This window comes from Bacillus crepusculi (assembly GCF_014764715.1).
GTDB lineage: Bacteria > Bacillota > Bacilli > Bacillales > Bacillaceae > Bacillus.
This window is the reverse complement of the sequence record NZ_JACXXE010000009.1, coordinates 17,995-41,980: the sequence shown is the minus strand read 5'-3', so window position 1 is coordinate 41,980 and position 23,986 is coordinate 17,995. Positions and strand designations below refer to the sequence as shown.

The following is a 23,986-nucleotide window of genomic DNA, read 5'->3' as shown; positions in this document are numbered from 1 at the left end:
GGAGAAGAAATTATGATAAATAAACTCTTCCATGCTTCACAGCCTGATAAAAAAACGTCTGTCCGCTGGTTTATCGTCTTCATGCTGTTTCTTGTCACTTCGGTCAATTATGCAGATCGTGCTACCCTATCTATTGCTGGAGATTCTGTTCAACATGATCTTGGTCTTAGCTCTATATCAATGGGTTATGTCTTTTCTGCTTTTGGCTGGGCTTATGTCATTGGCCAACTGCCTGGCGGTTATTTATTGGATAAATTCGGCTCTAAAATTATCATTGCCTGCAGTATTTTCTTTTGGTCTTTGTTTACATTGCTTCAAGGTGCCATAGGCTTTTTTACAGCGGGTACTGCGATTATTCTCCTTTTTGCTCTGCGATTTTTAGTAGGGCTGGCTGAAGCTCCTTCCTTTCCAGGGAATAGTCGTGTCGTAGCTGCATGGTTTCCTAGTTCTGAACGTGGAACAGCTTCTGCTTTCTTTAACTCAGCTCAGTATTTTGCGCTTGTCATTTTCTCCCCTATTATGGGCTGGCTTACACATTCTTTAGGATGGCATTCTGTTTTTGTTGTCATGGGAATTCTCGGTATCTTGCTGTCTTTTCTTTGGTTAAAAACCGTCTATAATCCAAAACAGCACCCGAAAATTAACAAAGCAGAGCTTGACTACATTTCAAAAGGCGGGGCTTTGACCTCAATGGACGATGAAAAGAGCCAGCAAAACAAAGAACCCAAATGGCCATACGTGAAACAATTACTTTCAAATCGGATGTTAATCGGCGTTTATATTGCTCAATATTGTATTACCACCCTCACTTATTTTTTCTTAACATGGTTTCCCGTGTATCTTGTTCAAGCAAAAGGAATGTCCATTCTCGAAGCAGGTTTTGTTGCTTCCCTGCCAGCTCTCTGCGGTTTTTTAGGCGGGATTCTTGGCGGCTTGTTATCCGATTTTTTATTAAAAAGAGGGAAATCGCTTACTTTCGCACGAAAGACACCAATTATTATAGGGATGCTTCTTTCTTGCAGTATGATCATCTGCAACTATACAGAATCTTCATGGATTGTTGTAGCGATTATGTCGCTTGCTTTCTTTGGAAAAGGATTTGGGGCACTTGGCTGGGCCGTTGTATCAGATACCTCTCCAAAAGAATGTGCCGGTTTAAGCGGCGGTTTATTTAACACCTTTGGCAACATTGCATCCATTACAACACCGATTATCATTGGATATATTGTAAATGCAACAGGCTCTTTCAGTGGTGCGCTCGTCTTTGTCGGCAGTAATGCCGTCATTGCGATCTTAAGTTATTTATTCCTTGTGGGCCCCATTAAACGTGTGAAGCTAAAAGAACCCCCTTCCACTCCAACGGCCCCAGTTCCATCCAGCTTAATTTGAAAGCGGTTTATTTATAGGAGGATGTATATGAATCAACACATAAAAGAAGTGAAACAAGAACGAACAACCAATCTCCCTTTTATTACTGACATGAAGGTCATTCCTGTTGCAGGACATGACAGTATGCTCTTGAATTTAAGCGGGGCGCATGGACCTTTTTTCACAAGAAATGTTGTCATACTAACAGACAGCAGTGGTCGTCAAGGTGTCGGCGAAGTTCCCGGCGGCGAAAACATTCGTCAAACACTTGAACAATCAGCCGAACTTGTCCTGCAAAAACCAATTGGGCAATACCATGCCATCTTGCAATCGGTACAGCATACATTTAAAGACCTTGATAGAGGCGGGAGAGGTCATCAAACTTTTGACTTACGGACAACGATTCATGCTGTTACAGCTATAGAAGCGGCTCTCTTGGATTTATTAGGGCAATTTTTAGAAGAACCCGTTGCCTCTTTATTAGGGACTGGCCAACAGAGACAAGAAGTGGACATTCTTGGCTATTTATTTTACATAGGGGATCAGACAAAAACCCCTCTCCCCTATTTAAAGGAGGATGATTCCTCTTGTAGCTGGTTTCGGTTAAGGCGTCAAAAAGCATTAACACCGATGGACATTGTCCGTTTGGCTGAAGCGGCTTATGAACGCTATGGTTTTCGGGATTTTAAGCTAAAAGGCGGCGTTTTTTCTGGAGAAGATGAGATAGAAGCTGTAGCATCTCTTTCAAAACGTTTTCCAAATGCGCGTATCACACTTGACCCTAATGGAGCGTGGTCTCTTGATGAGGCCATTCAGCTTTGCAAAGGAAAACAACATCTGCTTGCATATGCAGAAGATCCATGTGGAGCAGAAGACGGATTCTCATCTAGAGAAATTATGGCCGAATTCAAACGCGCTACCGGAATTCAAGTGGCTACGAATATGATCGCAACTGATTTCCGTCAATTGTCACATGCAATCCAATTACACGCAGTTGATATTCCACTTGCGGACCCACATTTTTGGACAATGGAAGGTTCTGTAAGAGTGGCTCAAACGTGTCATGATACCGGCTTGACTTGGGGATCGCACTCTAACAACCATTTTGATATATCCCTCGCCATGTTTACACACGTTGCCGCTGCCGCACCAGGGTCTATCACAGCCATTGATACCCACTGGATATGGCAAGACGGACAACAATTAACCAAAAGCCCGCTTTCTATTAAAGAAGGACGTATAAAAGTACCTCAAGAACCTGGGCTCGGTATTGAAATTGATTTAGAAAAGCTAGAGGAGGCCAATCGGTTATATGAACGCATGAAGCTTGGTGCAAGAGATGATGCCATTCAGATGCAATATCTCATTGATGACTGGACATTTGATCCGAAAAAACCGTGTATGATTCGGTAGTTTGACTGTAAATGATTGTATTCCCCTTCATTTTGTCTTACAATTAAACAACTGAAGGGAGAGTATGACTCGTGAATGAAAGCATGGATGAACTAAAATTTGAAACAGTTAACCGAAAAACATTAGCAAAACAGGTCATTGAACGTATCGTTCATTTATTGTCTAGCGGGCAATTAAAAGCTGGTGACAAACTGCCGACAGAAATGGAATTAATGGATATTTTATCAGTAAGCCGCCCTGTTTTGCGCGAGGCTTTAAGTTCTCTTGAAACATTAGGTGTCATCACAAGAAAAACAAGAGGTGGCACATATTTTAATGATAAAATCAGCAACCAGCCGTTTTCTGTTATGCTCGCACTGGCTCAGGATAATTTACCAGCCATTATAGAGGCTCGAATGGTACTTGAACTAGGTCTTGTCACCATTGCTGCTGAGAAAATCAGTAACGAGGAATTAAAAAAATTAGAAAACACCATCGAAATGATTGAGGAAAGTACAGATAACAACTATGGTGAAGCAGATAAGGAATTCCACCGGATCATTGCCTTAAGTGCAAACAACCCAGTTGTTGAAGGTATGATTCAGGCGCTTTTAGTATCGCACGCCAAGATTGACAGTCAAATTCCTTATCGAGAAAAAAAAGTGACCGTTAATTATCATCGAAAAATTTATGAAGCGCTACGACAAAGAGATCCATATCAAGCACACTTTCATATGCATGAACATTTGAAGTTTGTACGTGATAAAATTTTAAAAGGATTAAATCAAACGTCATGATATGGAAGCGGCTGTGCTTCTCTAAAAAGATAGCGCTTTCAAAAGGAGCGATCTCTTATTGAATCAAAAGGTACAGGAAGCAGAAGCACCCCTCTATATTCAAGTAAGCCCAAAGGATAACGTAGCAATCATCGTTAATGATGGCGGATTACCAGCTGGCACAGCCTTTCCAAGCGGATTGTCGTTAACTGAACGAATTCCTCAAGGGCATAAAGTAGCACTTAAGACTATTGAACAGCATGCTCCAATTATTCGATACGGTGAAATCATTGGATACGCTAATGAAACCATCTTACAAGGAGGTTGGGTGAAAGAGCAGTTTGTTCAAATGCCATCACCCCCTCCTTTAAATGAATTATCACACGAAATATATAGCGGATCTCCACTTAAAAAGCTTGAGGGCTATGAATTTGAAGGCTACCGTAATTCAGATGGTTCTGTCGGCACAAAAAATATTCTCGGAATTACAACAAGCGTACAATGTGTCGTTGGAGTTCTTGATTATGCGGTCAAAAAAATCAAGGAAGAGCTGCTGCCGAAATATCCAAATGTCGATGACGTTATTCCCCTTCACCACCAGTACGGTTGCGGTGTGGCCATTCATGCACCAGAAGCGGCCATTCCCATCAGAACCATCCAAAACCTAGCCACACATCCAAACTTTGGCGGAGAGGTGCTGGTCATTGGATTAGGCTGCGAAAAGCTCATACCTTCACGCATTGTCTCAGAAGATCAGCAACACGATATTTTAACATTACAGGAGGAGTCAGGCTTTGCTTCGATGATTACCTCTATTCTGAAGGCTGCAGAGCATAAACTAATGATACTCAACGGACGGACCCGTGTCCCATGTCCTGTATCAGATTTAGTGGTTGGCTTACAATGCGGAGGAAGCGATGCATTCTCAGGTGTAACGGCAAACCCTGCCGTTGGATATACAGCGGATCTCCTTGTCAAAGCAGGCGCAACCGTTCTTTTTTCAGAAGTGACAGAAGTGCGGGATGCCATTCATCTATTAACACCACGGACAGTTAACGAAGAAACGAGACAGGCGCTTATACGGGAAATGAAATGGTACGACGACTATTTAAACAGAGGACAGGCAGATAGAAGTGCAAACCCCTCCCCTGGAAATAAAAAAGGCGGTTTATCCAATGTTGTAGAAAAAGCACTTGGCTCCATCGTCAAATCAGGCACAAGTCCAATCTCTGGTGTGATTGGACCTGGTGAGAAGGCATCAGAAAAGGGATTGATATTTGCTGCTACGCCGGCAAGCGATTTTGTCTGCGGGACACTGCAGCTCGCCTCTGGTATAAATTTACAAATATTCACAACAGGCAGAGGGACACCATACAGCCTAGCAGCAGCACCAGTAGTAAAAGTGTCTACGAGAACCAGTTTACAGACGCAGTGGCCCGATCTGATTGATTTTGATGCAGGCCGTATTGCAACTGGAGAAGCGACAATCGAAGAAGTTGGCACAGATATGTTTCACTATATACTAGATGTCGCCAGCGGCCGAAAAGAAACATGGGCTGATCATTGGGGTATTCATAACGACCTATGCCTATTTAATCCTGCCCCAGTCACATGAAAGAAGACAAAGGGCTAAAATAAAGATCATTTTAGCCCTTTGTCAACAATCTGGTGATCATTACGATAGATATTTCCTATGAACCCCTTTTCCATCGTATGAAAACATGACTTCTTTACCTTCAAGAATTGACTCAATATGCACACTTCTTCCCCACAGCTGATACAAATATGGAAGCACTTTTTCTAAGTATTTCAAATCAAGCTCAATGCCTTCATACCAATGCTTAATATAGAGTTCATTGTTTTTCAAATAGTCGCCATCGTTCACAGTCAAATAAGGAAAACCGCCATTGACCCTCATGCTCACAAGCTGATCACGTACAGCCTTCCATTCTTTATCAATGACTTTATAATCTCTCCCTTGCTTTTGAAACAAGTACAAGTCTTCTCTCATCACAAGGTCTTTTGTTAAGTAGTTTCGAATAAAGGAAATATCCGATTCAATTTCTCGCACTTCAAACATTTTGCTGCGTCCGGACCCTTCTGTCACACCTGCTTTTTTTAAATCTTCGCATGGGTTGTCATAGCGCTCTTCAATATCTTCAAATATTTTCAGCCCTAAATAGTAAGGGTTGATTCCCGTCTGAGATGGCTGCACCACACCTGCATTTAATTTCGCAAACTCAATTGATTCACTTGAATCTAAATCAAGCTCACGCATAATCCGCTGGTGCCAATACGATGCCCAGCCTTCATTCATAATTTTCGTTTCAAGCTGCGGCCAAAAATAGAGCATTTCCTCTCTTAGCATGGTCAGCACATCCCGCTGCCACGGCTCTAGCTCCCGGGAGTGCGCCTCAATAAAGAGTAAAATATCTTTTTCCGGCTTTGGAGGAAATTGCTTGACGGTTTTCTTTTTCTCACGCGTCTTCGGTTCATCCATTCCCCACAAATCATCATACGGTGTTTGACGTGTTGGCTTATCCTCTTCATATTCTGCTTCATCGTCTATATTCCAGCTTAACTTTGAACGAACAAGAGATGGATCAATATGCTCCTGCAGGGCCAATACCGCATCTAAAAAGGATTCGACTTCTTTTGTTCCGTGGATATGCTCATACTCTTTGATCCGCTCTGCTGCAGCGGCCATGCTTTCGACCATATCTCGTTTTGTGTTTTGGAAACGGCAATTATTTTTGAAGAAATCACAGTGTGCCAGTACATGAGCCACAATTAATTTATTTTGAACAAGCGTATTGTTATCTAGAAGAAAGGCGTAGCAAGGATTTGAATTGATCACCAATTCATAAATTTTGCTTAATCCTAAATCATAATGAAGCTTCATTTTATGAAATTGCTTCCCAAAGCTCCAGTGGCTAAATCGTGTTGGCATTCCGTATGCACCGAACGTATAAATAATTTCAGCGGGACAGATTTCATACCTCATCGGATAAAAATCTAGACCAAATCCTTCTGCAATTTCTGTAATTTCATCAATGGCTCTTTGTAAAAGACGTTTTTCAGATACGCTCAAGGAAACCATCCCTCCTCATCGGATTTATCCCTACTATATGAGCGCATCTAAAAAAACATGATGTATCGCTATTCGTTTAGACAACTTCCATTTCTTTTGTCGATTGCCCGCCGAATGCTTCAAAATGTATATTCTGTTCTGGAATCCCCAGCTCTTTTAAGATATGGAGCATCTCCTGAGTAAATACTGGCGACCCGCATAGATAAAATTGGCCTTTTCCTTCTCCAATCACTGATTGAAGGAATGGACGGTCAATACGAGAAGCCGCCTTCTCAACCAGCTCATCCTTACCAGGCTGTGCAAATTGTTCATTACATAGAATGACGCGCCCATGAGAAGCTGAAGCTAGAACGCTTTCAAACTCATTTTCAAAAGCAGTTACATCCTCTAATCGGTCTGCATGAATCACCGTAAATGGCTGGCTGTTTTGAGCTGCTGTTTTCACTAAACCGATCATTGGTGTGACACCTGAACCGGCACTAATGAAATAAACGGGCTCTTTAAGGTCTTCTTGTAAGCAAAACATTCCCTGCGGCATACTCACTTGAAGCACGTCCCCTTCTTCCATTTCGTCATGTAAGAATGTGGACACATGACCATCGCGCTTCACTGTGATGCGGTAATAAGAAGGATGAAATTGATCTGATAAGCTGTATTGTCTGCTGCTCATATAGGCCTCGCTTGGCATATCTACCTGAACCGTAATATATTGCCCTGCTTCATATACTGGAAGCTCTGATCCATCTTCCGGTACTAAATAAAACGAGATAAGCGCTGGAGATTCCTGTTTCTTTTTCTTGATCACAAACGGTTTGACATCTGCCCATCCGCCTTTTTGCTTCACATTTTCATCCATCATTTCTGCTTCAATCGTGATAAATATATTTGCAATGATGTCATATGCTGCCTTCCACGCTAATAATGTGTCATCCTGCTCCGTTAATCCAAATACTTCTTTCATCGCTTCAATGAGGTGATACCCGACGATTGGATACTGCTCTTTTTTCACCATGACGCTGACATGCTTATGAGCAATTTGTTTCACAGCCGGAAGCAATTCTTCTAAACGATCAATGTGCAATGCAGCTTGATATAGTGTCGCAGCAAGCGCCTCTGGCTGACTTCCGTTCATGAGGTTCGTTTTATTAAACTGATTGAGTAGCTCTGGGTGCTGTCTGATCATATTTTGATAAAAAACAGTCACAAGTTTGGTTCCCTCGGCTTTTAGTAGAGGGGCTGATTGTTTAATGGCATTCATTTGATCTATAGAGAACATCGTCATTCCTTCTTTCAAAAAAGATGTATTTCAAATATATCTTTATCGTAATCGAAGACAGCTCGTAAAAGCAATATTTATAATACACGTTTTAAATGTTGTCACATTTAGCACTTTCTCGAACAGTTTTTGTCTAAAATGTGTTACGATGATACAAAACTCTATCAGGTTTAGAGGTTGCCAATATGAAACTTACAAATTATACAGATTTCTCATTAAGAGTCCTCATTTATTTAGCGTCAAGAGACAACAATGAACTATCAAACATTCAGCAAATTGCTGATATTTATGGCATTTCTAAAAATCATCTAACGAAGGTGATTTACCACCTTGGAAAACGCGGGTATGTGGACACGATTCGCGGAAGAAATGGCGGAATCAGGCTTGGAAAAAGCCCAGAAAGCATTAATATTGGAGAAGTTGTCCGTTATACAGAGGATGATTTAGTCATGGTTGAATGCTTTGATCCAAAGAAAAACAGCTGTATCATTTCCCCGATTTGTTCATTAAAGCACGTGCTTCATGAAGCTCTCACTGCTTATTTACGCGTTCTTGACCAATACACATTAAAAGATTTAACACAAAACAAAGATGCTCTCAGAGAGCTCCTCCTTTAAGATGAAAGAATTTTATTCTTTCGTCTTTTTCTTTACCTCCTTGTAATAATAATTTATTTAAAATTATTATAAATAAATATTGACTATCATGTTTGATTCAATATAATTAGGGTATATAGATTGCTAGAAACCATTTTTTTGTTTACAGGAGGAGAAAAGAATGACAAATTCAAATCATAAAAATTTGACAACGAACCAAGGCGTGCCTGTTGGCGATAACCAAAACTCAAGAACAGCAGGTCACCGCGGGCCTTCATTTCTTGATGATTACCATTTGATCGAAAAACTTGCACACTTTGACCGTGAACGTATTCCAGAGCGTGTCGTTCATGCTAGAGGCGCCGGCGCTTACGGTGTGTTTGAAGTAGAAAACAGCATGGAAAAACATACAAAAGCAGCCTTCTTAAGTGAAGAAGGGAAACAAACAGACGTTTTTGTTCGCTTCTCAACGGTTATTCATCCTAAAGGTTCACCTGAAACATTACGTGACCCGCGCGGCTTCGCTGTCAAATTTTATACAGAAGAAGGCAACTATGATCTCGTTGGAAACAACTTGCCGATCTTCTTTATTCGTGATGCATTGAAATTCCCTGATATGGTTCACTCTCTCAAGCCAGATCCTGTAACCAATATCCAAGATCCTGACCGTTATTGGGATTTTATGACCTTAACACCTGAATCCACCCATATGCTCACATGGCTCTTCTCTGACGAAGGAATCCCTGCAAGCTACGCTGAAATGCGCGGTTCTGGTGTGCATACATTTAGATGGGTGAACAAATATGGAGAAGCGAAATATGTGAAATATCACTGGAGACCTTCAGAAGGTATTCGCAATTTAACAATGGAAGAAGCAGCGGAGATTCAAGCAAACGATTTCCAGCATGCGACAAGAGATTTATATGACCGCATTGAAAAAGGCAACTATCCAGCATGGGATTTATACGTTCAGCTCATGCCGCTTAGCGATTATGATGAACTTGATTATGATCCATGTGATCCAACAAAGACATGGAGCGAGGAAGATTATCCGCTTCAAAAGGTAGGTCGCATGACACTTAACCGTAATCCAGAAAATTTCTTTGCTGAAACAGAACAATCTGCTTTCACGCCAAGTGCACTTGTTCCAGGAATCGAAGCGTCTGAAGATAAACTGCTTCAAGGTCGTCTGTTCTCTTATCCAGATACGCAGCGTCACCGTCTTGGTGCAAACTACATGCGCATTCCGGTCAACTGTCCTTATGCCCCTGTGCACAATAACCAGCAGGATGGCTTTATGACAACGACTCGTCCAAGCGGTCATATTAACTATGAACCAAACCGTTACGATGATCAGCCAAAAGAAAACCCTCACTACAAAGAAAGTGAGCCAGTTCTTCACGGTGACCGTATGGTGAGACAAAAAATTGAAAAACCGAACGATTTCAAACAAGCTGGGGAAAAATATCGAAGCTACTCTGAAGAAGAGAAACAAGCATTGATTAAAAACCTAACAGCTGATCTAAAAGATGTAAATGAAAAAACAAAATTACTGGCGATCTGCAATTTCTATCGTGCAGATGAAGATTATGGCCAGCGTTTAGCGGATTCACTCGGTGTAGATATTCGCTCCTATCTTCAAGGAAGCATGAAGTAATCCATTCGCAATGAGCTTCTCGAAATAAATTGTTGGACAAAGGGCTAAAATGATCTTGATTTTAGCCCTTTGTCTTTTTTTGAGCATGCTAGTAACTGCAGCCATTGAGGTTTTGTCTGAAATACCTTGAACACCTTTTACAAAAAAAGTGCTTTTTTATAACCGAAACACATGAATACTAATCAAATGCCCGGTCACCGGATGAAAATAAATTTCTGCGTGTGCGGCAAAAAGTGCTGAACCATCTTTCACAGTTACACGAAACACATCCTTTGTCTGTTCATCATTTACTTTTGTTCGTCCAATGTAATGATAATCGTTTAAAGCGGCACCTTCATATTCCTCTTGCAATGCTGTATAAGCAAGTCTTTCCCAATTTTCAAGCGGCTGCACCGCTGCTTTTGATGGAGGATGGATCATAAGACTGCTAAGCAAAACCATTCCTGCTGCAAGAAGCATCCACAATTTCGGCTGCATGATTTCATTGATCTCACTTTCATGTATATTTTGTTTAGGTTTTGCTGGTCGATCCTTTTTCATACATGAAGCATTTATTCAGCCTATAATTCCCGGTACCCGATTCATGCAGACACCAACTTTTCCCCTGAAAAAGTCGATATGATCCGAGCAAACTAATGAGGACTTCTCAAGGGAAAGGAGAAGGTTTGATGAATGTGGCGGATTATGATAAAGCACTTTATTATACGCATCGCTCGCAATGGGATAATTTACTTATTCTTATGGTACGTACGCAAGATGACTTGCTCTCAAAACGTATTGAGCATTTCTTACATGCGTATCAATTTAACCAGAACGATGCAGATGTTGAAAAATGTTTATATGGGCTCCTGCAGTACATTGACCACGCTTCTGAGGCTGCTGCTGCTGAAGTTTATTCACAACCGATGTACACATAAAGAAAAAGGCTGAGTTTCAGCCTTTTTACATACACTTAGCAGTGCGCAGTGATGGGAAGCATAAAGTGGCCTTTGACCCAATCTTTTTTTGTAAAAAGAAACAGCGCATCCTCATCATTTGGTGTCGTGACCGCATGCAAGCCGTCAGTTGACGAATCAGGTATGAAATAAAAGATCACTTTTTCCGTCGTTTCCTTCACTTATATTTGCAACAACTTCCTCTACATTTGGTGCTTGGAGAGAAATGATATCAAACACATGCATGGTATCATTTTCTTCATTCATCAGAACAATGGTCTCTAACGATTCAATCCAGCACGGTTTCATTGGCAAAAAGAAAGATCATATCACAGTCATTTTCGTACGTATCCATAATATGCTGTATTAACTTTGTCGCTAATCCTTTGTAGCGATGAGCTTGATCTGTCATAACGGTACCGATTTGAACCGCTCGATACGTTTGACCATCAATAATGACCGACATGAGATAGACAGAGGCGTTAAAGATCACTTTTCCGATATGTACAAAGAAATATACTTTTCATCCCAGTACCCTCTTTTGTACCAGTCACTAAAATCCAAATCAAATGTATGAATGGCTAATGCATGAAAGCTTTCTTTTAATTTGCCATCATGGCGATAACCACTTACTAATTCATATGTCTCCACTTTGAACATCAAAAAAGACTTGATGAGCATACACTCATCAAGTCTTTTATGGTTTCATTCTTAGAAATGAGACTGAACATGCTTCCTTTTTTATTCAATTCATTGAACTGAATGTGCGTTTAAAAATTTTAGCATAACGACTAAATTCCCTTCCATCATAGCAGCTCTTTCGGCTGATTTTTTTGATAATCCACTGCATAAAGAGCCGCTTGGGTTCGATCTGCTAGCTCTAATTTTGATAATACATGTGATACGTGTGTTTTGACAGTCTTTTCAGAAATAAACAGCGATGAGGCGATTTCCTTGTTGCTTTTGCCCTTTGCAATTTCAAATAGGACATCTCGTTCTCTATTGGTCAGCTCGTTCATCAGTGCCCATTTCTGCTCTTTTGGCTCTGTTAGATGCTTCACAAGAAAGCTCGTGATATGACCATCTAACTGATAGGTGCCATTTTGCACTTCAATCATTGTGGTGAGCAGCTTTTCTGGCGCTACATCCTTGAGCTGATAGGCTTTCGCGCCTGCTTGAATGGCTGGAATAACATAGTCTTTATCTGCATAGCTTGTCAGGATGACAATCCGGGTTTCCGGCATTTCTAGCGTCATTTGTTTCGTGGCCTCAATACCGTTCATCACGGGCATGGATAAGTCCATTAAGACAATGTCAGGCTTCGTTTGTCTGACAACATCCAGTGCCTCTTCCCCATTGGATGCCTCACCAACGATGTCCACATCAGGCTGTGTTTGCAAGAAAAACACGAGCCCTTTTCTCACAATATGATGATCATCTGCAATGACGACTCTCATGACGACCCCTTCCTTTCTTGAGTAAATGGCACTTTCACATGAATGGTGGTTCCTTGACCTAGCTTAGAATCGATACAAAATGTACCACCTGCTTTTCGGGTACGGTCAGCCATCCCTTTCAGCCCTAGTGAAGGAAGGCTCATTTGCTCGTCATACTGAAAACCTTTTCCGCGGTCGATGATTGTCATCTCAAACGTGTCTCTCGATTGCTCGAGTTTGACCTCGACTTCCTCTACTCCCGCATGTTTTTGACAATTATTCAGCGCTTCTTGACATACACGGAACAAAGTCTCATGACACGAATGATCCATCTCCATGCAGCCTGATAAAGACAATGTACAGCTTAGTCCTAAAACTTGTGCGTACTCTTCAATCGCTGTCGTAAATCCTTTTTCAAGTCCTCTTGGTCTTAGCTGCCAAATGAGCGAGCGCATTTCAATCAGTGCATCTTGTGACAAATGCTGAATAAAATCGATCATTTCCCCTAAATTCTGATCGCTTGTCATTTGACGTGCGGCCTTAGCAGTCAGACTAACAGAAAACAGCATTTGGTTGACAGAATCATGTAAGTCCTGTGCAAGACGGTTTCTTTCTTCAAGTAGTGCATGCTGCTGTTCGTTTTGGACAAGCTTCATCCGCTGAATGGCGGTACCAATTTGAAGCGCAATGCTTTCAAGCAAATTCAGCTCTTCTTGCGTAAATGTAACTTTTCCTTTTGCCGCCACATTTAATAATCCGAACGTACGCTTACATGCTTTAAGGGGAACGGTCGCATGATGCGTAATTCCTTCTGTATCCCCAAGCTTTTGTTCAATCGCCGTTTCAATCCGTTTACAGTTCATAATATTGGTAGCTGATTGCAGCGAGCCCTTCGTGTATCGGTTGATGCAATAACAATCGTTTTGACACATGAGCTTCTTTTGATGCTTTGCGAGTGCTTCAGGTAAGGAAACCTCTGCCATCAATTCATACGAGCCGTCTTCTTCTATAAAATAAATCCATGCAGTCTGAAAGCCTGTGACATCCATTAGCATTTGGAGCACTTCATGAAGCGTGTCTTTCATTTCCATGCCTTCATTTAGCTTTTCAGCAATTTCCTTTAGCGTTTTTAATGTTTTAACCTTCTCTTGGTATTCTCCCATGCTGTATACCCCCGGCATTTGCTGCCTTCTCTTATCATTACGCTCATTATACCATGAGCACCCTTTTAGCTCTTTCTCCAAAAGAATGATTTCTTCTCATCCTTTTGGCTGAGAAAAAAGCCATCATGCATTCACACGATGGCCTTGTCACCTTTCTTATTTAGCGGTTTCTTCCACAATATCATAAACGACTTTCATCACTTCATCTGATAGATGCTTCAGCTTTTCTTCGCTATCTGTCAAAGATGAGCCTTTAACCGCGATATAAAATTTCACTTTAGGCTCGGTACCAGAAGGCCTTAAGCAAAACCACGAGCCATCCTCAAGGAAATATTTCAACACGTTTGATGCCGGCAGATGAATGGTTTCTTTTTTGTTTTCTGTTACAAGATGTCTTTGACTTGATTGGTAATCCTCGATAATAGTGATGCGCTGACCTGCAATGGCAGCTGGCGGATTTGTTCTAAAAGTATGAAGGATCGCTGAAATCTGCTCCGCTCCTTCTTTACCTTTTAAGGTCAATGATTTTAACCCTTCGCGGTAAAACCCAAACTCCTTGAAAATATCAACAAGAGCATCGTACAATGACTTGCCTTGTTTCTTATAAAAGGCAGCGACTTCAACGGCTAAAAGCGCCGCTTGCACCGCATCTTTATCTCGAGCAAAGTCACCGATCAAATAGCCATAGCTCTCTTCATAGCCAAATTGAAACGTGTATTCTCCGCTTTCTTCAAATTGCTTGATTTTTTCTCCAATAAATTTAAAGCCGGTAAGCGTGTCAATGGTATCCGCACCAAATGCTGATGCAACAGCGCGCCCAAGCTCACTTGTGACAATGGTTTTCATCACAACTGGACGAGGCGGCAGCTGGCCTAGCTTTTGTTTTTCAGACAATAAATAATGAAGCAACAAGGCTCCTGTTTGGTTGCCTGTTAAGACAGTAAATTCTCCCTCGTGATTTCTAACCGCAATGCCTAACCTATCTGCATCTGGGTCTGTTGCAATGAGGATATCGGCATTCTGCTTTTCGCCAAGCTTGATCGCATACTCAAACGCTGCATGCTCCTCTGGATTTGGTGATGTTACCGTTGAGAATTGTGGATCTGGTTTTTCCTGTTCAGGCACAACAGTCACATGCTGATAGCCAAGTGCCTGTAGCCCGTTTCGGACAGGTTTATTGGCTGTACCATGAAGCGGAGTAAACACCACTTTGACATCGACTTCATCTGCAAGCTCAGGATGCACACTGATGGTTTTTAATTTTTCAATATAGGCATGATCGATTTCTTCTCCAATGATGTGAATGAGCCCTTTTTGTTTTAATGTTTCTTCTGGCTCTACTGAAATGGCCAATTCATTTTCAATTGCATCTACTTCTTGAATAACTTGATCTGCTTCAAATGGCGGCAACTGCCCGCCATCTTCTCCATATACTTTATAGCCATTATATTCTGGTGGATTATGACTTGCTGTCACGACGATACCAGCAAATGCATTCAGCTCACGAACAGCAAAAGAGAGCTCTGGTGTCGGACGCAGTTCATCAAATACGAACGTTTGAATGCCATGTGAAGCAAGCGTTTTGGCTGCTTCCATCGCAAATTCAGGAGATTTATGGCGTGAATCATATGCAATGGCGACGCCTCTTCTTTTTGCATCCTCTCCATGTTTTGCAATATACGCAGCAAGACCAGCTGATGCTTTTCGAACAGTGTAGACGTTCATTCGGTTCGTGCCTGCACCAATCTCTCCGCGCATTCCTCCAGTTCCGAACTCAAGGTTTTTGTAGAAGCAGTCTTCAAGCGCTTGATGATCATCCTGATGCGCCTCCAGCCATTCCCTTAGTTCAGTATCCAGGTGCTTCTCATTGATCCATCGCTCATAATTCGTATTCCAACTCATGATCGTCCTCCCAGCTCTTATCATCAATAAAATAACATTCATTGTTATTTTATATGGAATTATCCTTCATGTCATGTTATATCATTGACATGTGAAAAAACGATGAACAAATAGAAAAAAAACAATAAAAAAAGCCGATACACGATCGGCTTTTTTCTTATTCAGCATCAAGCGGTACGACTGCTTCATGGAACAGTTGGTCTAATTCTGTTTGATGTTTTTGCTTTGTCGCTTCATCCCAGCCAAAAAGGTCTGCCATATAGTCAACAACAGGCTGTGCATATTTTTTTGCCCAGTTGATATTAAATAATAGGCTGCCTGTTCTTCTTAAGAAGAAATCGACAGGGGTGACAGCTAGTTCTTCTTCGATCGCATAGACAAGCTCTGCCAGTACATACGCTGGAATGTTTCGTTTGTCTGCTTCACCTTGAAGCTGCTCTACACGCTGGAAGACACTGCTGACGTTTGAGCCATATTTTTCGGCGAGTTTTTGAGCAATCGGTTCTGTTAAACCAACGGCTGCTCCTTCTGCCGTCTTCGCTTGAACAAAGGCTGCCATATTTTTAGAACCGCCAACATGTCCGCCTGATATCGGCATATGTTTCGTTTTACATGGTCCGTAATCTTTGCCTGTTTCTTCTTTTAATCCATCACGTACAAGGTCTACAATGTGTTCAGCCATTTTACGGTAGCCTGTTAATTTACCACCAGCAATGGTGATTAAGCCTGAGGATGATGTCCATACCTCATCCTTACGAGAAATTTCTGAAGGGTCTTTTCCTTCTTCATGAATGAGCGGGCGAAGACCGGCCCAGTTGGATTCAACATCTTTTTCTGTAATGTTGAGATCAGGGAACATGTACTGAATCGCTTGGATGACATAATCACGATCTGCTTTTGTCATACGCGGATGTTCCAGCTGTTTTTTGTACACTGTATCTGTTGTACCAACGTACGTTTTGCCTTCTCTTGGAATCGCAAAGACCATCCGTTTATCAGGTGTGTCAAAGTAGATCGCTTGTTTTAACGGGAAGACTGATTGGTCAAATACTAAGTGAATACCTTTTGTATGCTGTAAGTGCTTCCCTTCTTTTGAGTGATCCTTGTCTCTTAGTTGATCGACCCATGGACCTGTCGCATTGACAATTTTCTTCGCATACACATCATATGTTTTCTGCGTCATAACATCTTCAATGACAACACCGACCACTTTGCCTTTATCATAAATAAATTCTTTTACTTTCGCATAGTTGACAGCTTCTGCACCGAATTTCACAGCCTCTTTCATGACTTCAATTGTGAGGCGTGCATCATCTGTACGGTATTCAACATAGTAGCCGCCGCCTTTTAAGCCGTCCTTTTTCACAAGTGGTTCTTTTTCAAGTGTTTCTTTCGCACTTAGCATGCTTCTGCGTTCGCTATGCTTGACTCCTGCTAAAAAGTCATACACTCTGAGTCCAATTGATGTAGAAAATTTACCGAATGTCCCGCCTTTATGCATCGGCAGAAGCATCCATTCTGGTGTTGTCACATGCGGACCGTTTTCATATACAATGGCACGTTCTTTACCGACCTCTGCGACCATCTTCACTTCAAATTGTTTTAAATAACGAAGTCCACCGTGCACAAGTTTCGTTGAGCGGCTAGACGTACCTGCGGCGAAATCTTGCATTTCCGCAAGACCGACACGCATTCCGCGTGAAGCCGCATCAAGTGCTGTACCGGCGCCTGTAATACCCCCACCAATGATAAACACATCATATGGTTTTTTTGTCATTTCCTGCAGCATTTGTTCTCTTTCTAAGCTAGAAAAAGTCATCTCTTGTTCCTCCCATGTTGTACGGTAAAGAAAAAGAGACCGCAAACACCCAAAGCGTATTTCTACACTTCGGTGCCTGCGGTCTCTCCAGTTCTCCAACCGTTCTATTAACTTACTTGAAGTATACCATACTTTTGGTTTATTTGAAAGCTTGAGCAGCTTTTACAGCCTTTTTCCACCCGCTGTATAACGAGTCACGGCTGGCTTCTTCCATTTTAGGTTCAAAGCGCTTGTCAAGGTTCCATTGTTTTGCAATGTCTGAACGGTCGTTCCAGAAGCCAACTGCTATTCCCGCAAGATAGGCCGCACCGAGTGCCGTCGTTTCATTAATTTCTGGACGTTCTACTGGAACATCCAGCAAATCACTTTGGAAGCCCATTAAGAAGTCATTCTTCACTGCTCCGCCATCGACACGTAATGTTTTTAATGAGATGTTTGAATCCTTTTCCATCGCATCTAACACATCTTTCGTTTGATAAGCAAGTGATTCCAACGTTGCACGAACAAAGTGCTCTTTAGACGTACCGCGTGTTAGTCCAAATACAGCACCTCTGACATCACTGTCCCAGTAAGGTGTGCCTAGACCAACGAATGCCGGAACGACATATACGCCATCTGTTGACTCGACTCGCTTCGCATAAGCCTCGCTGTCTTTTGAGTCTTTAAACATTCTAAGTCCATCACGCAGCCACTGAATCGCTGACCCCGCAACGAAAATACTTCCTTCTAAAGCATATTCAACTTTACCGTCAATGCCCCATGCAATCGTCGTTAATAAACCATGATCGGACTTAATGGCTTTTTCCCCTGTATTCATCAACATGAAACATCCTGTACCATAAGTGTTCTTCGCCATACCTTCTTCAAAGCACGCCTGACCGAATAAAGCAGACTGCTGGTCTCCCGCCGCTCCTGCGATTGGGATATTTTTACCGAAGAAGTGATAGTCCGTCGTTTCACCATAAATGTGTGAAGATGGTTTGACCTCTGGAAGCATAGAAGCAGGTACGTCTAGAATATCAAGCAATTCTTCGTCCCATTTCAGATCGTAAATATTGAACATTAACGTTCTTGACGCATTGGAATAATCTGTGACGTGTGATTGACCGCCTGTCATTTTCCAAATAAGCCAAGTATCTATTGTGCCAAACAGCAAATCGCCATTTTCTGCTTTCTCACGGGCACCTTCTACATTGTCTAAAATCCATTTCACTTTTGTGCCTGAGAAATAAGCATCGATGAGAAGACCTGTTTTATTTCTAAACGTTTCATTGTGTCCTTGCGCTTTTAACTCTTCACAAATGCCAGATGTTTGTCTAGACTGCCAAACAATTGCATTATAAACTGGTGCGCCTGTATGTTTATCCCAAACAACAGCTGTTTCACGCTGGTTCGTAATTCCGATACCTGCAATTTGATCTGCTTCAATTCCAGATTCAATTAAAGCGGTTGAAATAACAGATAGTACAGAGCTCCAAATTTCGTTTGCATTATGTTCTACCCAGCCAGGGTTCGGAAAATATTGATTAAATTCTTTCTGTGATGTATGTGCAATTTTACCTTCTTGATCAAATAAGATCGCTCTTGAGCTTGTTGTCCCTTGATCTAATGCGAGAATATATTTTTCTTTTGCCATGGTGTTTTCCTCCCCTTACATACTTTCATTTACAGCATTTGTTTGGTTTTTCGTAGAGACATAGAGTCCTAACAATACCACAACTAAAATAACGCTTACAATCCAAAAGGCTGGAGTGACATTCGCTTTAAAGGCTGCATTGTAGAATACACCGCCAAATGCACCGCCTAAAATTGGACCAACAACAGGAACCCAAGCATATTTCCAATTCGATGGACCTTTACCTGGAATCGGCAGAATCGCATGTGCAATTCTCGGACCTAAATCACGTGCAGGGTTGATTGCATAACCAGTTGTTCCCCCTAAAGAAAGACCAATTGCAACAATTAAGAAACCAACAATCAGCGGATTCACTCCGTCTGCAAATTTATTTGCACCAATCGCTAAGATCCCTAGAACCAATACAAATGTACCGATCACTTCGCTGAGTACGTTTGCAAAGGTATGCGGAATCGCAGGACCAGTTGAGAATACACCTAGTTTTGCACCTGGATCGTCTGTTGCTTTCCAGTGCGGTAAGTAATGTAAAAAGACAATAATTGCTCCTATTAATGCGCCAAGCATTTGACCGGTAATATACATTGGAACATCAGCCCAAGGAAAACTTCCCTCTAAAGCAAGACCAATTGTCAGCGCCGGATTTAAATGGGCCCCGCTGATTCCACCAGTTGCATAAGCTGCAATGGCTACTGCAAATCCCCATCCGAAAGCGATTACAATCCAGCCGGACTGGTAAGCGAGTGATTTCTTTAAATTGACTGCCGCACACACACCGCCTCCAAAAATAATGAGTAGCATTGTACCTACGACTTCACCCCAAAATGGTGTCATGAAAAATTCCTCCTCTGGTTCAGTTGCCATCCCCTATGAATGTGTAGAAAAGATAAAGAAAAAGATCCACAACAAACATACTTTACGTCAGGGTCATTTGTCACCTAGTAAAGCGTTGTTGTGGATCTCCGTTTCTCCATCACATGATATTAACTTAGTGCTATAGTATCAGAGGATGAAAACGTTGTCAATCAATTATCACATTTTCTCTTCTTCACTTTTGGAACGCTTTCCAAAGGGTAGTATTTGATGTCGTTACAGCTGTGGCTCCTGCTTCAAGCGCTCTTTCCACATCTTTTTTTGTTCGGATAAATCCTCCTGCAAATATTGGTATTCCCGCTCTATCGCGCACTTCTGTAATTAAATCTGGCACGACACCAGGCAATACCTCAATAAAATCTGGACGATGTTTACCAACAAACTCCATGCTTTTTTCCATCGCACTTGTATCAAGTAAAAACATTCTCTGAATGGCATATACCTTTTTCTGCTTGGCTTTCACTATGACCGAAGACCTAGTAGAAATAATTCCTGCTGGCTTCATTTCCTGACAAATAAACTCCGTTCCATACTCATCATGTTTGATTCCGTGAATGAGATCGACATGGACAAACATTTTTTTGTGATGAGCATTCGCTTCATTCATGATGCCCTTAAGCCGGCCTAAGTGAACATCAAGTAAGACTCCATATGTAAATGGACTTTTTAAAAATTCCTCAAATTGCTTCATATTGCGAACAGCAGGTAGAATGGGTTGATCATGAAAACTCATATGCCGTCTCCTTCTAAAGTGTATTGGTTCAGCCTTCTCCTAACAGTAATAGAATATCTTCTATTTTTCAACACACCTAGTGTGCCGAATACCGATTTCACCTAGCAACTTGTTCCATAGAAAAAAGCAGAGAAGATTCTCTGCTATAGCTGCGCGATGTTTTCTTTTAGTGTATTGATGATAAATGAGGCGTCTTCGTCAGTGATATTTAGCGGCGGTGCAAGCTGGGCAACGTTATTATAGCCAGCGACCGTATCGCCATTTTTCCCAATGATCAGCCCGCGTTTTTTACATTCTGCAATCAATTGACCGACAACACTTGGATCAGCTGGCTTTTTTGACTGTTGATTTTGCACAAGCTCAATTCCAAACAGCAAGCCTTTTCCTCTGACATCACCGACAAATGGATGTTCCTTTAACGCCTGCAAACGTTCAAGCATCTCTCTGCCAAGCGCGTCAGACCGTTCCACTAATTGCTCGTTTTCCATGATCTCTAGGTTGGCAAGTGCAACCGCACAGGATGCAGGATGACCACCAAATGTATTCACATGACGCAGCCGGTCATACGTATCCTCTCCTGCATAGGCTTCATAGATTTCCCGTTTGACGCATGTTGCAGAAAGCGGTAAATAGCCGCTTGTGATCCCTTTCGCCATAGTGATGATATCTGGCTTCACTTCCTCATGCATAAAGCCAAACCGCTTTCCTGTCCGGCCAAAGCCGCAGATGACTTCATCCACGATAAGGAGCGCTCCATGTGCTTCACAGATGTCTTTTACCTTCTTCAAATACCCTTTTGGCGGCATTAGGATACCGCCTCCTGTAATAATCGGCTCCATGATGACGCCAGCAATGGTCTCACTTAATTCCCATGTCATTGCTTGATCAATTGCCTCAGCACTTGCCAAGCTTTCTTGGTCTTCAGGATGCCGATACAGATCAGGCGGAGCGACGTGGATAAAGCCCTGTCCTAACGGTTCATATTTGTATTTACGCTGCGCTTGGCCCGTTGCGGCAAGAGCTGCTGCTGTATTACCGTGATACGATCGATACCGGGAGATGAATTTTGTTCGTGTGCTCTCTCCCTTTTGCGCATGATATTGCTTTGCGATCTTAAATGCGGCTTCATTGGCTTCAGAGCCGCTGTTGGAAAAAAAGATGACATAGTCACCGCCAAGCCATTCATTTAGCTTTTCAGCCAGCTTGATAGCCGGTACATGGCTTTGTGTCAGCGGATAATAAGGCATCGTAGTTAGTTGCTGATACGCCGCTTCAGCAAGCTCTTTTCGGCCATATCCGGCATTTACACACCAAAGGCCTGACATCCCGTCTAAATATCGATTTCCATGAATATCTGTCACCCATGCGCCTTCTGCCTCGTGAATGACCATGCTTTCATTTTCCTTGTTTGTCCCTTTCATATGATGCCAGATCAGCTGATCATCTTTCGCCTGAAGATGTTGAGCCTGCTCATGTATTTTCATCTTTTCCGCCCCCATGTATCCGTTTTCATGATTAAAGAAGCTTAGATCAGTTCAGCAGCACATCGCCTCTCCATTCATTATATGGATGAAAAGTGAGGCATATGAAACTGAAACAAGGCCGCCCGTAAGAAAGAACCAATCGTTACTTTCATTATAGAAAAGAGGCCGGGCAGATTACATTAGACAGTTCGTCAACTGATTGAAAAGAACCATAAGACATTCTACTTGATGCATGAGTAAATGTACCAAACCTTATTAACGGCGATCCCCTTGCAGAAATTCATAAGCAAGAATCGCAAATTCAAGCGCCTGGCGTTTTGGTGCTTGCATCATATCCTCTCCAAGCAAGGCATACAGTTTATCCAGTCTATGATAAAGCGTCTGTCTGACAATATAGAGCTGGCTTGCGGTTTCTTTTTTAGATCCATTTGTCTGTAAAAAGATGTTCAGCGTTTGATAGAGCCTGCCGCTATTTTGCTTATCATAGACAATCACTGGCTCTAAATATTCTCTTACCATGCATTCTAGTAAGCCACTTTCCTTCATAATAGGCAGGAGGCGGAGCATATGTAAATCTTGATAAAATGGGCTTTCCACACGCTGGGGCATCACTTTTTTTAAATGCAGCACTTCTTTTGCTGTTTGAAAGCTTTGTCTCATATGCTGAAACTGCTCACAATATTGACCGATGCCAAAATTGATCTTGGTTCCTCGGGGCTGCTCCCGATCATACAATTGTTTGATTTCGCTTGCAGCCTTCTCTGCTCGCTCTTTCCAGTCCTCTCTCTTTCTTGTGTTCAATAAAATAAACAAGGTTTGTCCTTGATGCTCATATGCAATCAGATGGAAACCCGCACGCTGAAAGATGGAGCGGCAAGAGACGAGAAAATAAAGATTTCCTGCGATTTCTTCGATTTGATGATGCTTTTGAAAGAGCATGACCACACAGCCAGTTGGTTTTTTCACCCCTTCCGTTTCTTCAAGGTGCTCTAAAATGTCTCTTTCTGTATGCTCTTCTTGAAACCATTTTTGTAGCCATTCATTTTCTTTTGTCTTCTTCAGCTCTTCAGTATACAGCTCTCTTAACGTTTGCTGGGCAAGGGCATTCGCTCCTTTGTCCAGCACGAGCAGTTCAAACTCTGAGAGTGTATTCGATTGATGAATGAGCACAAGATCTGCAAATGTTTGTTTAAGTGCGAGGACTTGTTTTTGAGTCACTTCGTATCCTTTAGGCAATGTCGCATACTGCAAATAATTCATGACAAGCTCTTCAGTTTGTTTCGAAGAATCACATAAAATAATCGGCTCACCTTGAACAGGGATGAGTAGAAGAATCCCTCTTACATGCTGATGCACTTGATCTAAAATATCCATTTGCGGATGCGGAGTAAGTAAAAGCTCATTAAGCTTTGATGATAGTGCTTCTAGGTCGGCCATCATTTGATATTGTCGTTCGATCATCATCGTATGAAGATGCTGCGTGATATTGACGAATTTCACTTCTTTTGTAAACAGAATGAGTGGAAAATCTCGTTCTTCTGCATAGGCAACCAGTTCTTCCGGCACATCGAAGCGCAGCGGAACAAATTCAATACACAAGCCGGCTGCGCCTGAGTCAATCAGCTGCCTTAAAAATTCTTTAAATACATCCAATTGATCATGGAAACCTGCGGCTGTTGTTAATATGAGCTCGCCTCCATTTAATAAATCCTCTACAGCAGGCACTTCTAACACATGTACCCATTTGACCTGCCGAAACAGTCCCTTTTCCCCAGCTAATACTTTCGCATGCGTAAAATACTTCGTTTTCAATACATCACACACTTGAAAATGAACATCTACATTCATTCAT

General features: G+C 41.9%; 20 protein-coding genes. 7 read left to right on the top strand and 13 right to left on the bottom strand.

Annotation, left to right across the window (positions count from 1 at the left end):
* Positions 1-12 precede the first annotated feature (12 nt).
* From IEE86_RS14995 to garD, 4 genes are all read left to right on the top strand, one after another.
* On the top strand, positions 13-1,389 hold the full coding sequence (locus IEE86_RS14995) for an MFS transporter (RefSeq protein ID WP_191097937.1): 1,377 nt from the start codon (positions 13-15) through the stop codon (positions 1,387-1,389).
* A 27-nt stretch (positions 1,390-1,416) separates the two neighbouring features.
* A complete protein-coding gene (locus tag IEE86_RS14990) occupies positions 1,417-2,781 on the top strand; it encodes an enolase C-terminal domain-like protein (RefSeq protein ID WP_191097936.1) in 1,365 nt (454 codons plus the stop codon).
* 83 nt (positions 2,782-2,864) lie between these two features.
* Positions 2,865-3,557: a FadR/GntR family transcriptional regulator gene (locus tag IEE86_RS14985; protein ID WP_224741030.1), complete on the top strand. Its 693-nt coding sequence runs from the start codon at positions 2,865-2,867 to the stop codon at positions 3,555-3,557.
* A gap of 58 nt (positions 3,558-3,615) precedes the next feature.
* On the top strand, positions 3,616-5,151 hold the full coding sequence (garD, locus tag IEE86_RS14980; RefSeq protein WP_191097934.1) for a galactarate dehydratase: 1,536 nt from the start codon (positions 3,616-3,618) through the stop codon (positions 5,149-5,151).
* Positions 5,152-5,211: 60 nt separating this feature from the next.
* On the opposite strand, the gene IEE86_RS14975 is transcribed toward garD, so the two are convergent.
* Positions 5,212-6,636, bottom strand: a complete 1,425-nt coding sequence (locus IEE86_RS14975; RefSeq protein ID WP_411955703.1) for a SpoVR family protein — start codon at positions 6,634-6,636, stop codon at positions 5,212-5,214.
* Positions 6,637-6,703: 67 nt separating this feature from the next.
* Positions 6,704-7,903 carry a globin domain-containing protein gene (locus IEE86_RS14970; RefSeq protein ID WP_191097932.1) on the bottom strand — a complete coding sequence of 400 codons (1,200 nt, stop codon included), beginning with the start codon at positions 7,901-7,903 and terminating at the stop codon, positions 6,704-6,706.
* Positions 7,904-8,088: 185 nt separating this feature from the next.
* Between IEE86_RS14970 and IEE86_RS14965 the strand changes: the two genes are divergently transcribed.
* A complete protein-coding gene (locus IEE86_RS14965; protein WP_191097931.1) occupies positions 8,089-8,520 on the top strand; it encodes an Rrf2 family transcriptional regulator in 432 nt (143 codons plus the stop codon).
* Positions 8,521-8,680: 160 nt separating this feature from the next.
* The gene (locus IEE86_RS14960) at positions 8,681-10,156 is read left to right on the top strand and encodes a catalase (RefSeq protein WP_191097930.1); all 1,476 of its coding nucleotides are present in this window, start codon (positions 8,681-8,683) and stop codon (positions 10,154-10,156) included.
* A 156-nt stretch (positions 10,157-10,312) separates the two neighbouring features.
* Here IEE86_RS14960 and IEE86_RS14955 read toward each other — a convergent pair whose 3' ends face one another.
* Positions 10,313-10,633, bottom strand: coding sequence for a YqzG/YhdC family protein (locus IEE86_RS14955; RefSeq protein ID WP_411955704.1), 321 nt, complete (start codon positions 10,631-10,633; stop codon positions 10,313-10,315).
* Between the two features lie 191 nt (positions 10,634-10,824).
* Here IEE86_RS14955 and IEE86_RS14950 point away from each other — a divergent pair, with 191 nt between their 5' ends.
* The gene (locus IEE86_RS14950) at positions 10,825-11,073 is read left to right on the top strand and encodes a YhdB family protein (protein ID WP_191097928.1); all 249 of its coding nucleotides are present in this window, start codon (positions 10,825-10,827) and stop codon (positions 11,071-11,073) included.
* Between the two features lie 307 nt (positions 11,074-11,380).
* Here IEE86_RS14950 and IEE86_RS19400 read toward each other — a convergent pair whose 3' ends face one another.
* The 10 genes from IEE86_RS19400 to IEE86_RS14900 form a co-directional block, all read right to left on the bottom strand.
* Positions 11,381-11,584, bottom strand: a complete 204-nt coding sequence (locus tag IEE86_RS19400) for a GNAT family N-acetyltransferase (RefSeq protein ID WP_318010300.1) — start codon at positions 11,582-11,584, stop codon at positions 11,381-11,383.
* Positions 11,585-11,897: 313 nt separating this feature from the next.
* On the bottom strand, positions 11,898-12,548 hold the full coding sequence (locus IEE86_RS14940; protein ID WP_191097927.1) for a response regulator: 651 nt from the start codon (positions 12,546-12,548) through the stop codon (positions 11,898-11,900).
* Positions 12,545-13,690, bottom strand: a complete 1,146-nt coding sequence (locus tag IEE86_RS14935) for a GAF domain-containing sensor histidine kinase (protein ID WP_191097926.1) — start codon at positions 13,688-13,690, stop codon at positions 12,545-12,547. The genes IEE86_RS14940 and IEE86_RS14935 overlap by 4 nt, the downstream gene beginning before the upstream one ends.
* A 156-nt stretch (positions 13,691-13,846) precedes the next feature.
* Complete coding sequence (locus IEE86_RS14930) at positions 13,847-15,592, bottom strand: phospho-sugar mutase (RefSeq protein WP_191097925.1); 1,746 nt, start codon at positions 15,590-15,592, stop codon at positions 13,847-13,849.
* A 157-nt stretch (positions 15,593-15,749) separates the two neighbouring features.
* Positions 15,750-17,411, bottom strand: a complete 1,662-nt coding sequence (glpD, locus tag IEE86_RS14925) for a glycerol-3-phosphate dehydrogenase (RefSeq protein WP_191097924.1) — start codon at positions 17,409-17,411, stop codon at positions 15,750-15,752.
* 139 nt (positions 17,412-17,550) lie between these two features.
* The gene (gene glpK, locus IEE86_RS14920) at positions 17,551-19,047 is read right to left on the bottom strand and encodes a glycerol kinase GlpK (protein WP_191097923.1); all 1,497 of its coding nucleotides are present in this window, start codon (positions 19,045-19,047) and stop codon (positions 17,551-17,553) included.
* 15 nt (positions 19,048-19,062) lie between these two features.
* Positions 19,063-19,878: an MIP/aquaporin family protein gene (locus IEE86_RS14915; protein ID WP_191097922.1), complete on the bottom strand. Its 816-nt coding sequence runs from the start codon at positions 19,876-19,878 to the stop codon at positions 19,063-19,065.
* Positions 19,879-20,092: 214 nt separating this feature from the next.
* Positions 20,093-20,650: a glycerol-3-phosphate responsive antiterminator gene (locus IEE86_RS14910; RefSeq protein WP_191097921.1), complete on the bottom strand. Its 558-nt coding sequence runs from the start codon at positions 20,648-20,650 to the stop codon at positions 20,093-20,095.
* A 143-nt stretch (positions 20,651-20,793) separates the two neighbouring features.
* The gene (locus tag IEE86_RS14905) at positions 20,794-22,134 is read right to left on the bottom strand and encodes an aspartate aminotransferase family protein (RefSeq protein WP_191097920.1); all 1,341 of its coding nucleotides are present in this window, start codon (positions 22,132-22,134) and stop codon (positions 20,794-20,796) included.
* Positions 22,135-22,389: 255 nt separating this feature from the next.
* Positions 22,390-23,982, bottom strand: a complete 1,593-nt coding sequence (locus IEE86_RS14900; protein ID WP_191097919.1) for a PucR family transcriptional regulator — start codon at positions 23,980-23,982, stop codon at positions 22,390-22,392.
* Positions 23,983-23,986 lie beyond the last annotated feature (4 nt).